The 12062-nt window shown below is 76.2% G+C and carries 12 protein-coding genes and 1 pseudogene; 11 read left to right on the top strand and 2 right to left on the bottom strand.

The window, feature by feature from the left end; all coding sequences use genetic code 11:
- The first annotated feature begins 95 nt into the window (after positions 1-95).
- The 5 genes from cobO (at position 96) to PAI11_RS09965 (ending at position 4986) form a co-directional block, all read left to right on the top strand.
- On the top strand, positions 96-791 hold the full coding sequence (gene cobO, locus PAI11_RS09985) for a cob(I)yrinic acid a,c-diamide adenosyltransferase (RefSeq protein ID WP_007573838.1): 696 nt from the start codon (positions 96-98) through the stop codon (positions 789-791).
- A 25-nt stretch (positions 792-816) separates the two neighbouring features.
- A complete protein-coding gene (locus PAI11_RS09980) occupies positions 817-1884 on the top strand; it encodes an alkaline phosphatase family protein (RefSeq protein WP_007573837.1) in 1068 nt (355 codons plus the stop codon).
- A gap of 93 nt (positions 1885-1977) precedes the next feature.
- Positions 1978-3102, top strand: a complete 1125-nt coding sequence (locus tag PAI11_RS09975) for an AAA family ATPase (RefSeq protein WP_007573835.1) — start codon at positions 1978-1980, stop codon at positions 3100-3102.
- On the top strand, positions 3099-4493 hold the full coding sequence (locus PAI11_RS09970) for a cobyrinic acid a,c-diamide synthase CobB (protein WP_007573833.1): 1395 nt from the start codon (positions 3099-3101) through the stop codon (positions 4491-4493). The genes PAI11_RS09975 and PAI11_RS09970 overlap by 4 nt, the downstream gene beginning before the upstream one ends.
- Positions 4494-4629: 136 nt before the next feature.
- Entirely contained in the window at positions 4630-4986 is a 357-nt protein-coding gene (locus PAI11_RS09965; RefSeq protein WP_007573831.1) for a cupredoxin domain-containing protein, read from the top strand.
- Positions 4987-5100: 114 nt separating this feature from the next.
- Here PAI11_RS09965 and PAI11_RS09960 read toward each other — a convergent pair whose 3' ends face one another.
- Entirely contained in the window at positions 5101-6642 is a 1542-nt protein-coding gene (locus PAI11_RS09960; RefSeq protein WP_007573830.1) for an MFS transporter, read from the bottom strand.
- Positions 6643-6786: 144 nt separating this feature from the next.
- Between PAI11_RS09960 and PAI11_RS09955 the strand changes: the two genes are divergently transcribed.
- From PAI11_RS09955 to cbiE, 3 genes are all read left to right on the top strand, one after another.
- Positions 6787-7170 (top strand): MarR family winged helix-turn-helix transcriptional regulator, encoded by a 384-nt coding sequence (locus PAI11_RS09955; protein ID WP_007573829.1) that lies wholly within the window; start codon positions 6787-6789, stop codon positions 7168-7170.
- Between the two features lie 36 nt (positions 7171-7206).
- Positions 7207-7968 carry a precorrin-2 C(20)-methyltransferase gene (gene cobI / locus PAI11_RS09950; RefSeq protein ID WP_007573827.1) on the top strand — a complete coding sequence of 254 codons (762 nt, stop codon included), beginning with the start codon at positions 7207-7209 and terminating at the stop codon, positions 7966-7968.
- 88 nt (positions 7969-8056) lie between these two features.
- Positions 8057-9322: a precorrin-6y C5,15-methyltransferase (decarboxylating) subunit CbiE gene (gene cbiE, locus PAI11_RS09945; RefSeq protein ID WP_211656574.1), complete on the top strand. Its 1266-nt coding sequence runs from the start codon at positions 8057-8059 to the stop codon at positions 9320-9322.
- A gap of 45 nt (positions 9323-9367) precedes the next feature.
- Here cbiE and PAI11_RS09940 read toward each other — a convergent pair whose 3' ends face one another.
- Positions 9368-10084, bottom strand: coding sequence for a histidine phosphatase family protein (locus tag PAI11_RS09940; protein ID WP_007573823.1), 717 nt, complete (start codon positions 10082-10084; stop codon positions 9368-9370).
- Positions 10085-10263: 179 nt separating this feature from the next.
- Between PAI11_RS09940 and PAI11_RS28470 the strand changes: the two are divergent.
- The 3 genes and pseudogenes from PAI11_RS28470 to PAI11_RS09930 form a co-directional block, all read left to right on the top strand.
- Positions 10264-10662: pseudogene (locus PAI11_RS28470) on the top strand (cobalamin biosynthesis protein); the annotation flags it as partial.
- Between the two features lie 108 nt (positions 10663-10770).
- The gene (locus PAI11_RS28465) at positions 10771-11376 is read left to right on the top strand and encodes a precorrin-8X methylmutase (protein WP_040599627.1); all 606 of its coding nucleotides are present in this window, start codon (positions 10771-10773) and stop codon (positions 11374-11376) included.
- On the top strand, positions 11373-12062 hold a 690-nt coding region (locus PAI11_RS09930), incomplete at its 3' end, for a bifunctional adenosylcobinamide kinase/adenosylcobinamide-phosphate guanylyltransferase (protein WP_050897187.1). The genes PAI11_RS28465 and PAI11_RS09930, both read left to right, overlap by 4 nt.

Raw genomic sequence — 12062 nt, 5'->3', positions numbered from 1 at the left:
CCGCCGCCGGGCTGCGAGCCGCAGCCCCGGACCGTGGCGGCGCCCCGGGCCGGGGGCGAGCCGGCATCCACGTTCCCTCGACCGGAAGGACCCGCATGAGCGACGCTCCCGCCCCCACCCCCGACGCCGGCGCGACCGCGGCCGACCCGTCGCGGCCGCCCGGGCTCGACGCCGCCGAGCGCCACGCGGACGCCGACCTGCCGCACCGCCCCGAGGACGCGGGCAGCGCGGAGCCGATCCGGCGCAAGAAGCGCGACGTGCCGCTGGTCGCGGTCATCACCGGGCCCGGGAAGGGCAAGTCGACGGCCAGCTTCGGGATGCTCCAGCGCTCGTGGGCCCGCGGCTACCGCTGCGGCGTCTTCCAGTTCGTCAAGGGCGGCAAGTGGAAGGTCGGCGAGCGCAAGGCGGCCGAGGTCCTGTCCGCCTCGGGCGAGGGCGGCACCATCGACTGGGAGACGATGGGCAAGGGCTGGACCTGGATCCAGCGCGACATGACCGAGTCCGAGGAGATCGCCAAGGAGGGCTGGGCCGAGGTCCGGCGGCGGATCGCCGAGGGCCGCTACGAGTTCCTGCTGCTGGAGGAGATCACCTACCCGATCAACTGGGGGTGGATCGACGTCGACGAGGTGGTGGCGACGATCCGCGACCGCCCCGGCTTCCAGCACGTGATCATCACCGGCCGCAACGCCGATCCGAAGCTGATCGAGCTGGCCGACCTGGTCAGCGAGGTGCAGAACGTCAAGCACCCGATCAAGCAGGGCATCCGCGCCCAGCAGGGCATCGAGTGGTGAACCGCGCGACCGGCGAGGCGGGGGCATGAGCCAGCGGATCCTCGTGATCCCGGACGGCCTCGCCGAGGCGACGCCGGCCGCCGGCGATCCCCCGACCACGCTCGAGGCGACCCCGACCCTGGCGCTCGACGCGATCGCGCGCCGCGGGTCGGTGCGGCGGGTCGCCGTGACCCCCGAGGGCCTCCACGCGGGCAGCGAGACGGGGATCCCGCTGCTGCTCGGCTGGATCCCCGACCACGACGCGCACGGCCGGCCGCGGCCGCTCTCGCGCGGGCGGATCGACGCCGCGGCCCACGGCCTGCGCGAGCCGGACGGCGCGGTCGTCCACCGGATCGACGTCCGCCACGCCGACGGCCGGCCGTGGCCCGAGCTGGGCGAGGCCGCGTTCTCGCTGCTGCGCGGGTCGGGCGGCCAGGAGGCGCTGCACGTCCAGCGGCTCAGCGGCCACCGGCTGGTGGTCTTCGCCCACACCGAGCCGATCCTGCCCCACCGGCGCGACCTCGTCAGCGTCGGCCTCGGCAGCGGCGTGGCCGGGGTCGACGACCCCGCCGACGAGCCGCGGCTGCAGCTGTGGGACGACGGCGCGCTGCCGCCGCCGCTGCTCGACGAGGACACCACGGTCGTCTGCGCGGCCCGCAGCACCGCGGCCGGGATCGCCCGCTTGATGGGTGCCGCGACCGTCCACCCGAGCGGCGCTACCGGCGATCTGCGCAGCGACCTGGCCGCCAAGGCCCGCGCGGCCGTCGGACTGCTGCGGACCGGCACCGCGACGGTCGTCGTCCACGTCGGAGCGCCAGACGAGGCCGCCCACGCCCGCGATCCGCGGGCCAAGGCGCGGGCGCTGCAGCTGCTCGACCGCGATCTGCTGGCGCCGCTGGCCGGCGTCGCCCTGGACCTGGGCGCGACCCTCGCGGTCTGCCCCGACCACGGCGCCGACCCGCGCACCGGCCGCCACACCGCCGATCCGGTGCCCGCGGTGCTGTGGGGTCCCGGCATCGGCCGCAGCGGCCCCGAGCGGATGACCGAGCGGGGCGCGGCCCACGAGCCGGTGGTCGCGGGTCCGTGGAGCCCGACCCCCGGGCATGCTGCCTGACGCCGTCCGCGCTGGTCCGGGGGTCCCGCACCGCGAGGTACGGATCATCCGGACTAGTTGGTACGGATCTTCCGTACCAACTATGCTCGTGGCGTGACCAACCCGTTCCGCTTCGTGGGACCCGTGGCACCGGCCTCGCTGATCGACCGGCGGGAGGAGCTCGACCTGCTGGCGCGGGCCGTCGCGACCGGCGTCACCGTCCGTCTGGCCGGGCCGCGCCGGTTCGGCAAGACGAGCGTGATCGACGCGCACCTGGCGCGGATGGCGGCGACCGGGCACCGGGTCGCGCGAGTCGACCTGTCGCGCGTCAGCACCGTCACCGACGTCTGCGTCCGCCTGGTGCGGGCCTACCAGCCGTTCGGCGGCGCTGCCCGCGGCGCGCTGGCGCGGATCGCCCAGCGGCTCGGCGTCACGATCGGCGCCGCCGGGATCGCCGTCACCCTCAGCCCGGCCCGCACCGAGCCGCCGAGCGACGAGCAGGCCCGCTACCTGCTGGCCGAGGTCCTCGACCTGCCGGCGACGCTCGACGACGGCGACCGGACGGTCGTGGCGCTCGACGAGTTCCAGGACGTCCTGACGGCCGATCGCGATCTCGACGGCCTGCTGCGGTCGGTGATCCAGCACCACGGCGACCGCGTCAGCTACCTGTTCGCCGGCTCGGCGCCGACGATGATGCGGGCGCTGTTCGAGGACCGCGAGCGCCCGTTCTACGGCCAGGCCCGGCCGATCGCGATCGGCCGCCTGCCGGCCGAGGAGACCGCCCGCGACATCGACGCGACCCTCCGCCGCCACGAGCTCGACGGCGGCGACGCGACGGCCCAGATCGTCGCGCTCGGCGCCGGCCACCCGCAACGGACCATGCTGCTCGCCCACCACCTCTTCGAGCTGCTCGACGTCGGGAACGGGGAGGGCGACGCCGGCGCGCTCGCCGCCCGGTCGCTCGACCTGGCCCTCCACGACACCGCCGACGCCCACGCGACGGTCTGGGATCAGCTGGACCGGCCCGAGCGCGCCGTCGCCTTCGCCCTCGCCGACGGCCTGCCCCCGACCAGCCACGCGGTCGCCGAGCGCTCGCGGATGCCGCGCTCGACGCTCGCCGACGCGCTCGGCCGGCTGACCCGCGAGGGCCAGCACGTCGAGGTCGGCGATCACGGCCCGGCGATCGTCGACCCGCTGCTGGAGATCTGGCTCCGCCGCCGCAACGAGGTGTCCGCATGACCGCCCGCCTGGTGATCGCCGGCACCACCTCCGGCGCCGGCAAGACGACGGTCGCCAGCGGGCTGATGGCCGCCTTTCGCGCCCGCGGCCTGACCGTCCAGGGGGCGAAGGTCGGACCCGACTTCATCGACCCCGGCTACCACGCGCTGGCGACCGGCCGGCCGGCGCGCAACCTCGACGCGTTCCTCTCCGGCCCCGAGCTGATCTCGCCGCTGCTGGCCCATGCGATCGGCCACCGCGAGCCGGCCGACCTGGCGATCGTCGAGGGCGTGATGGGCCTCTTCGACGGCGCCTCGGGCCGCGGCGAGCTGGCCTCGACGGCGCACGTCGCCAAGCTCACCCGCAGCCCGGTCGTGCTGGTCGTCGACGCCGCCGCGATGGCCCGCTCGGTCGCCGCGCTGGTGCTCGGCTACCGCAACTACGACCTCGCCGTCGACGTTGCCGGCGTGATCCTCAACCGGGTCGGCTCCGAGGCCCACGCCGACCTGCTGCGCGAGGCGCTGGAGCCGATCGGGGTCCCGGTCCTGGGCGCCCTGGTCCGCGACGAGCGGCTGGTGGCGCCGTCGCGGCACCTCGGCCTGGTGCCGGTCGCCGAGCGCGACGCCCGCGCCCGCGAGACGCTGGCCGTGCTGGCCGCGCGGATCGCCGAGCAGATCGACCTCGAGGCGCTCGAGCGGCTGGCCCGCGCGGCGCCACCGCTCAGCGGCCAGGCCTGGGACCCGGTCGCCGCGATCGCCGGGATCGCCAACGGGGGCGGGCTGGCCGCCGTCCCCGACCCGCCGGCCCGCGCTCCGCGGATCGCCGTCGCCGCCGGGGCGGCGTTCAGCTTCCGCTACAGCGAGAACCTCGAGCTGCTGCAGGCGGCCGGGGCCGAGCTGGTGCCGCTGGACCCGCTGCACGACGCGGCCCTGCCGGAGGCCTGCGACGGCCTCTACCTGGGCGGCGGCTTCCCCGAGGAGCACGGCGCGGCGCTGGCCGAGAACCAGCCGCTGCGCGCCGCCGTCGCCGCCCACGCCGCCGCCGGCCGGCCGGTCGTCGCCGAGTGCGGCGGGCTGCTGTACCTCGGGCGCGAGCTCGACGGGCACGCGATGTGCGGCGTGCTCGACGGGGTCGGGCGGCTGGGGAAGCGGCTGTCGCTCGGGTACCGCGAGGCCACCGCCGGCGCCGACTCGCCGCTGTGGCGGGCCGGCGACGAGGTCCGCGGACACGAGTTCCACTACTCGACCAGCACCCCCGAGGCCTCCGATCCCGCGGCGTGGACCCTGCGCGCCCGCGGTCGCGAGCGGCCGGAGGGGATCGCCGGGCCGAGCGTCCACGCCAGCTACCTGCACACGCACTGGGCCGCCTATCCGCAGGCGCCGGTGCGACTGGCGCGCGCCGCCGGCGGCTGATCCCGCGGTCGCCGAGGCGGCCTCGGAGCGGGCGGCGACCGCGGCATCGACGGAGCCGGGAAGGATCGCCGGCGTCCGCGCGTCCTTCCCTGGGACGGCCGCTTCCGGCCATCACCTCGTCGATCCAGGAGGCTCCATGCCCGCTCGCAGGACCATCGCCCTCGCCGTCGCGCTCGCCGCGCTCGCCGCCCCGTCGGTCGCCAGCGCCGCGACCCCGACCGTGACCGGAACCGTCGGCCCCGGCTTCACGATCACGCTCAAGCGGGGCGGCAAGACCGTCCGGACCCTCAAGGCCGGGGCGACCTATCGCTTCCGGATCAGCGATCGCTCGTCGATCCACAACTTCCACCTGACCGGCCCCGGCGTCAACCGCAGGACCAGCGTCGGCGGCAGCGGCACGACGACGTTCACGCTGCGGATCCGCAAGGGCACCTACCGCTACGTGTGCGACCCGCACGCGAGCATGATGAAGGGCAGCTTCCGCGGCGCCTGACCGCTGCCCGCCGCGCCCCGCCGCCCCTTCCGGGTGCGGCGGATCGGCGCGGGCGAGCGTCGGATCGCGTCCGCTGGCCCCGGCGAACGTCACCGGGGCCAGCGGGACGCCGGGTCAGTCGGCGCCGATCGCCGGCGCGACCTCGCGCCGGCGGCCGAGCCGCGGCGCCAGCACCGCCAGCGTCGACAGGACGCCGATCAGGGCCACGCCGCTGACCAGCAGGGTCGCCGGGTGGAGCGCATCCAGCACCCCGTCGGCGCCGGCCGTGCCCTCGCCGCCGCCGCGGGAGCTGACGACCGCGGTCACCAGCGCCAGGACGACGGCGCCGCCGATCTGCATGCTCGTGTTGACCAGGCCGGAGGCGAGGCCCTGCTCGTGGTCCTCGATCCCGTTGGTCGCCTGGACGTTGAAGGACGGGAAGCAGAGCGCGAACCCGACCCCGACCAGCAGCATCGTCGGCAGCATCAGCGACAGGAACGACGGGTTGCTGCCGGCCCGCAGGAACAGCAGGTAGCCGACGACGAACGCGGACATCCCGATCAGGATCACCCGCGGCGTCCCGATCCGGTCGATCAGGGCACCGGCCCGGGGAGCGCCGAAGGCGACCAGCAGGCCGCCGGGCAGGAAGCCGAGCGCGGTCTCGATCGGCGACCAGCCCATCGCGTCCTGCAGGTAGAGCGTGCCGATGAACTGGAATCCGACGTAGCCGCCGAAGACGGTGAAGGCCGTCACGTTGGCGTGGGTGATGTGCTTCGAGCGCAGGATGCCGAGCCGCACCAGCGGGTGGGCCGTGCGCTGCTCGATCGCGACGAACGCCGCCATCAGCCCGACGCTGGCCGCGAACCCGATCAGCGTCAGCGGGTCGCCCCAGCCGCGCATCGGCGCCTCGACCACGGTGTAGACGAGGGCCAGCATCGAGCCGGTGACGGTCGCCGCTCCGGCCAGGTCGTAGTGGCCGTGGCTGTCCTCGGACGGCGCGTCCTTGGCGATGAAGCGGGCCGCGGCGAGCGCCACCAGCACCGCCAGCGGACCGGGCACCAGGAAGGTGAAGCGCCAGCCGACCTCGGTCAGCAGGCCGCCGAAGACGAGGCCGAGCGAGAAGCCGCTGGCCCCGGTCGCGGTGTAGATCGAGAGCGCCCGGTTGCGCGCGGGGCCCTCGGCGAACTTGGTGGTGATGATCGAGAGGCCGGCCGGCGCGGTGAACGCCGCGGCGACGCCCTTGATGAAGCGGGTCACGATCAGCAGGGTTCCGTCGTCGACGACCGCGCCCAGGAGCGATGCGCCGGCGAAGATCCAGAGCGCCGCGAGGAAGACCCTGCGGCGACCGAGCAGGTCGGCCGCGCGGCCGCCGAGCAGCAGCAGGCCGCCGTAGCCGAGCACGTAGCCGGAGACGATCCACTGCAGCGTGCCGGCCGAGAGGCCGAGGTCGCCGCCGATCGACGGCAGCGCCATGCCGACCATCGAGACGTCGAGGCCGTCGAGGAACAGGGCACCGCAGAGCACGATCAGCGCGGCCCAGGTGGACCCGCCCCAGCGTTCGGACGTGATCACGCCGTCGGCGCCATCGGTGGTGGTGGAGGAGGACTCGGGACGCCGGGTGGTGCCGTCGTCGGCGACGGCACCACCCCCTGGCGTCGGGACGGGACTGTGGGACATGGCCGAGAAGTATATGCAGATGCATAAGCTTGGTGCGCATCTTTTGTGAACGCATTTACTGCGGCGGAAGTGGTATACTCACCGCGCGATGAGCGATGAGCGATGAGCGATGAGCGATGAGCGATGAGCGATGAGCGATGAGCGATGAGCGATGACCCGACGGTCCAGGCCTGGCGGCGGCTGCTTGCGCAGCACGCGGCGGCGACCTGCGCGCTCGATCGCGAGCTGGGCGATCTGCACGGCCTGTCGGTCAGCGAGTTCGAGGTCCTCGAGCGCTTGGTCGAGGCCCCCGAGAAGCTCCGGATCCAGGAGCTCGCCTCCGAGATCCACCTCAGCCAGAGCGCGACCACCCGCGTCGTCGCCCGGCTGGAGAAGGACGGGCTGCTGTGCCGCACGATGTGCGACATGGACCGGCGCGGCGTCTACGCCTGCATCAGCGACGACGGCCGCGCCCGCTACGCGGAGGCCCGGCCGACCCAGCGGCGGGTCCTGGGCGAGCAGCTCGACGGCGCTCCCGCCGCCGTCTGACCGCACGCCCCGCCCGCGCCCGTCAGGATGGGCCGCGTGGCCACGACAGCGCACGGCACCCTGATCGGCATCGGCGTCGGACCGGGCGACCCGGACCACCTGACGCTGAAGGCGCTGAAGGCGCTGGCCGCCGCCGACCGCGTGTTCGTCCCGGTCACCGAGGCGGCGGGCGAGGTCGGCCGCGCCGAGCGCGTCGTCGCCCCCCACGTCGACCCCGCGAAGGTCGAGCGGCTGGGCTTCTCGATGCGCGACGCCTCGCTGCGGCAGGAGAACTGGGACCGCGCCGGGGCCGCGATCGCCGCGATCGTCCGCGCCGGCGGGACCGCCGCCTTCTGCACGCTCGGCGACCCGAACGTCTACTCGACCTTCACCTACATGGCCCACACCGTCCGCGGGCTCGTGCCCGAGGTCGCGGTCGAGACGGTGCCCGGGATCACCGCGATGCAGGATCTGGCGTCGCGCTCGGACGTGATCCTGACCGAGGGCAACGAGTCGCTGACCCTGCTGCCGCTGACGGCCGGCGAGGAGGCGCTGCGGACGGCGCTGCGGACGGCCGACACCGTCGTCGCCTACAAGGGCGGCCGCCGGATGCCCCGCGTGCGCGAGATCCTGGCCGAGGAGGGGCGACTGGAGGACGCCGTCTACGGCGAGCTGCTCGGCGTCGAGGGGCAGGACGTCTCCAGCGCCGAGGACCGCGGCGACCGACGCGGCCCCTACCTGTCGACGGTGATCGTCCCCGCCCGCCGTGACGGCGAGCGCGGCGGCAAGCTGCGGGACGAGCGCGGCCAGCCGCTCTGAGTCCCGCCCCGAGGCGGCCGTCGCCGGCCTGCCCGCCCGCGGCACCGGCGATTGACCGGAAGCGGACGCTCGTCATCATGTGCCGTCCGTGAGCGACGACCGCGCCACCGTCCACGTCGTCGGCCTGGCCGGCGACCACCCCGCGACGCCCGAGGCGGCCGCGGCGCTCCAGCGCGCGACGCTCGTGGCCGGCGGGATCCAGCCGCTGGCCGCGCTGCAGCCGCTGCTGGACGCCCGCGGGACGCCGCCCGAGACGGTCGCCCTGACTGCACCGCTGGAGCCCGTGCTCGACCGGATCGCCCGCCACGACGGGCCGGTCGCGGTGCTGGCCTCGGGCGACCCGGGCTGGTTCGGGATCGTCCGCACGCTCGCGCGGCGGGTCGGGGCGGAGCGGATCGTCGTCCACCCCGCGCCGTCCTCGGTCGCCCGCGCCTGGTCGCGGGTCGCGCTGCCGTGGGACGACGCCCGGATCGTCTCGGCGCATGCCCGCGGCCGGGACGGCGTCTCGTCGGTCCTGGCGGCGCTGATCGCCGGCCCCAAGGTCGCGGTCCTGACCGCACCGGACTGCGACCCGGCGTTCCTGGCCTGCGCCTACCAGCGGATCCCCGGCGCCCCCGAGCGCCGCCTCGCCGTCTGCGAGCGGCTCGACAGCCCCGACCAGCGGGTCACGATCGGGTCGCCGGAGGAGATCGCCGGCGGCAGCTTCGCCGATCCCAACGTGCTCCTGGCGTGGTCGCCCGACCGGCCCGTCGCCGAGCAGCGGACGGCGCTCCAGCCACCGCGCGCGGCGACGTCGTGGGCGCTGCCCGAGGCCTCGTTCGCCCATCGCGACGGGATGATCACCAAGCGCGAGGTCCGCGCCGCGGCGCTCGCCCACCTCGGCCCGGGCCCCGGCGACCTGATCTGGGACATCGGCACCGGCAGCGGCTCGGTGGCGGTCGAGTGCGCCCGCCTCGGGGCCGGCGTGATCGCGATCGACGACGACGAGCAGGGCGTCGCGCTGGCCCGCCGCAACGCCGCCGACCACGGGGTCGAGCTGGCCGCGTTCCGGGCCCACGCGCCCGAGGCGCTCGCCGGCCTGCCCGACCCCGACGCGGTCTTCGTCGGCGGCGGCGGCAGCGAGCTGGACGCGATCGTCGACGCCGCCGCCACGCGCGCCCACCGCGCGGTGGTCGTCACGCTGGCGACGGTCGAGCGGATCGGGCCGACGCTCGACCGGCTGGCCGCGGCCGGGCTCGAGACCGACGGCACGCTGCTGCAGGCGTCGCGGATCCGCCCCTTCGTCGGGTCGCACCGGCTGCAGCCGACCAACCCGACCGCGATCCTCGTCGGGCGCCGGCCCGGCCGGCAGTAGCCGCGGCACGGCGCGGCGGGCGACCGCCGTCGGGGCGGGCGACCGCTAGACCAGCGGCTCCTCGGTCCTCAGGCCGTCCAGGTGCGCGGTGTCGTTGAAGCTCCGCAGCCGCCGGAGCCCGAACCCCAGCTCGACGATCCGGGTCATCGAGGTGTTGTCGGCGCCCATGAAGGCGAAGGTCTCGCTGCCCGTCACCTGCCGGCAGAGCTCGGCGATCACGCCGCCGTGGACGACCGCGACGCCGACGGTTCCCGGCTCGAGCGACGCGAAGACGTGGTCGAGCCCGCGGCGCGTGCGCTCGGCCAGCGCCTCGTTGGTCTCGGCGCCGGGGATGTGGTCCCAGCGACCCTCCATCCACGCCTTCAGCACCAGCGGGTCGCGGGCGGCGACGCGGGCCCGGTACTCGCCGGCCTCCCAGTCGCCGAGGTGGACCTCGCGCAGGTCGTGGACGACCTCCGGCTCCAGGCCGCTGCGGGCGGCGTAGGGCGCGGCGGTCTGGTGGGTGCGGGTGAGGCTGGTGACGAACAGCCGCGAGATCGTCTCGCCGGCCAGCCGCTCGCCGACGCGCTCGGCCTGCTGGTGGCCCTCGGGCGCCAGCGGCGGGTCGCCGTGCCCGTCCTCGGTCAGCGGGAACGCCTGACCCTCGACCAGCGCCATCGAGGCCCCGTGGCGGACCAGGATCACCTCGCGGGCGTCGGACGGCAGCCGGAAGAGCCGCTGGGCGTGGACGGCGGGGCGGGGCGTCTCGGCGTCGTCGGTCACGAGGCGACACGTTGCCAGACGGCGACCGGTGGTGCCCGGGCGGAGCCGGGCGACCTTCGCGCTTCCGGTGCGCGCTCGACACCTCTAGGCGCCAAACGCGCACCGGTCGTCGCCCTCGGTCGCGAGCGCCCGCACCCCGCCACTCGTCGGCCGGGAACGCGACCCGTGATGATGGGGCGATGCGCGTAGGTGGCACGAGCGAGCCGGGCGTCGGGGCGGCGATCGTCGTCGGCGTCGGAGCCAGCCGGGACTGCCCGTCCGACGAGCTGCTGGCGCTGGTCGACGACGCGCTGCGCGAGGCCGGTCGCGATCGCGACGCCGTGGTGGCGCTCGCCTCGGCCGACGTCAAGGCCGACGAGCCGGCCGTGCTCGACGCCGCCGGGGCGCTCGGGGTGCCGACCCGCTTCCTCGCTGGCGAGGCGCTGGCCGCCGTCGCCGTGCCGACGCCCTCGGCGGTGGTCGCGGCCGCCGTCGGCACGCCGTCGGTGGCCGAGGCGGCGGCGCTGCTGGTCGCGGGCGACGGCGATCCGCTCGCCGCCCGGCTGCTGGTGGCCAAGCGCCGCAGCGCCCATGCGACCTGCGCCATCGCCGAGGTCCTCGGCGACGCCGCGCCGACCGCGTCCGGCCTCCTCCCCGGCACTCCCGAGCGGACCGCGTCCGGCGCCCCCCGCCGCGCCCCGCACCCGATCGAGGTCGAGAGCTACCGGATCCTGCGCTCGCGGATCGACACCTCCGGCCTGCCGCCGCTCAGCCGCGCGGTCACCGAGCGCACGGTCCACTCGGTCGCCGACGTCGCCTTCGCCGAGACCCTGGTGCTCGACGAGGACGCGCTCCGCGCCGGCCGCCAGGCGCTGCTGGACGGCGCGCCGCTGATCGTCGACACGCGGATGGCCGCGGCCGGGATCACCGCCCGCGAGACGATCGTGCCGCTCGCCGACCCGCGCGCGGCCGCGGTCGCCCGGCGGACCGGCAGCACCCGCTCCGCCGCCGCCTTCGGGCTCGCGGCCGCCGACCACCCCGACGGTGCGGTCTGGGCGATCGGCAACGCGCCGACCGCGCTCTTCGCCCTCCTCGACGAGGTCGCCGCGGGCCGCGTCCGCCCGGCGCTGGTGATCGGGCTGCCGGTCGGCTTCGTCGGCGCGGCCGACAGCAAGGCCGCGCTGGCCCGAAGCGGGGTACCGTGCCTGACCAACCGCGGCGAGCGCGGCGGCACCCCGGTGACCGTCGCCGCGATCCACGCCCTGCTGTACCACCGCGACGATCAGACGATCGAGGAGCCCCCGCGACCATGACCACCCCCCGTCTGGTGCTCGTCCTCGGCGGCACGCGCTCCGGCAAGAGCGCCGTCGCCGAGCGGCTGGCCGCGGCGAGCGGCGGACCCGTCCGCTACCTGGCGACCGCGCCCAGCGGCAACGGCGGCGACGGCGCCCGGATCGCGGCCCACCGCGCGCGACGCCCGGCCGCCTGGCCGACGATCGAACTCGCCGGCCGCCCCGAGCTGGCGACCCCGATCCACGAGGCGGGCGCCGACACCGTCCTGCTCGACGGGCTCGGCGCCTGGCTGGCCGGGATCCTGCACGACGCCGGCCTGCTCGCGGACGACGGCGTCGCGCCCGACCCGGCCGAGGCGATCGACGGCGCCGCGGCGATCGCGACCGCCCAGCGGGCGGTCGAGGACCTGGCGGACGCCGCGACCGCGCGCGAGGCGCTGACCGTGGTCGTCGGCGAGGAGGCCGGGATGGCGCCGATCGCCGGCGACCGCGGCACCCGCCGCTGGGTCGACCTGCTCGGCACCGCCCACCAGACGCTCGCCGCCCGCGCCGACCGCGTGCTGCTGGTCGTCGCCGGCCGCGCGGTCGAGCTCCCGCGGGAGCCGCAGGCCGCGACGGTCCCGGCGGTCGAGAGCGCCCCCGAGCCGTCCTCCGCGACGGATCCCGCCGCCGTCGCGACGGCGGCCGTCGACGGCGCCGCGCCGGCC

Source organism: Patulibacter medicamentivorans, assembly GCF_000240225.1.
Taxonomy (GTDB): Bacteria; Actinomycetota; Thermoleophilia; order Solirubrobacterales; family Solirubrobacteraceae; genus Patulibacter; species Patulibacter medicamentivorans.
The sequence above is the reverse complement of the archived record's forward strand: the minus strand, read 5'-3'. Positions and strand labels throughout refer to the sequence as shown.

Coding starts and splice junctions, on each gene's coding strand:
- cobO (WP_007573838.1), top strand. CDS start 96: ATGAGCGACGCTCCCGCCCCCACCCCCGACGCCGGCGCGACCGCGGCC.
- PAI11_RS09980 (WP_007573837.1), top strand. CDS start 817: ATGAGCCAGCGGATCCTCGTGATCCCGGACGGCCTCGCCGAGGCGACG.
- PAI11_RS09970 (WP_007573833.1), top strand. CDS start 3,099: ATGACCGCCCGCCTGGTGATCGCCGGCACCACCTCCGGCGCCGGCAAG.
- PAI11_RS09965 (WP_007573831.1), top strand. CDS start 4,630: ATGCCCGCTCGCAGGACCATCGCCCTCGCCGTCGCGCTCGCCGCGCTC.
- PAI11_RS09960 (WP_007573830.1), bottom strand. CDS start 6,642: ATGTCCCACAGTCCCGTCCCGACGCCAGGGGGTGGTGCCGTCGCCGAC.
- PAI11_RS09955 (WP_007573829.1), top strand. CDS start 6,787: ATGAGCGATGACCCGACGGTCCAGGCCTGGCGGCGGCTGCTTGCGCAG.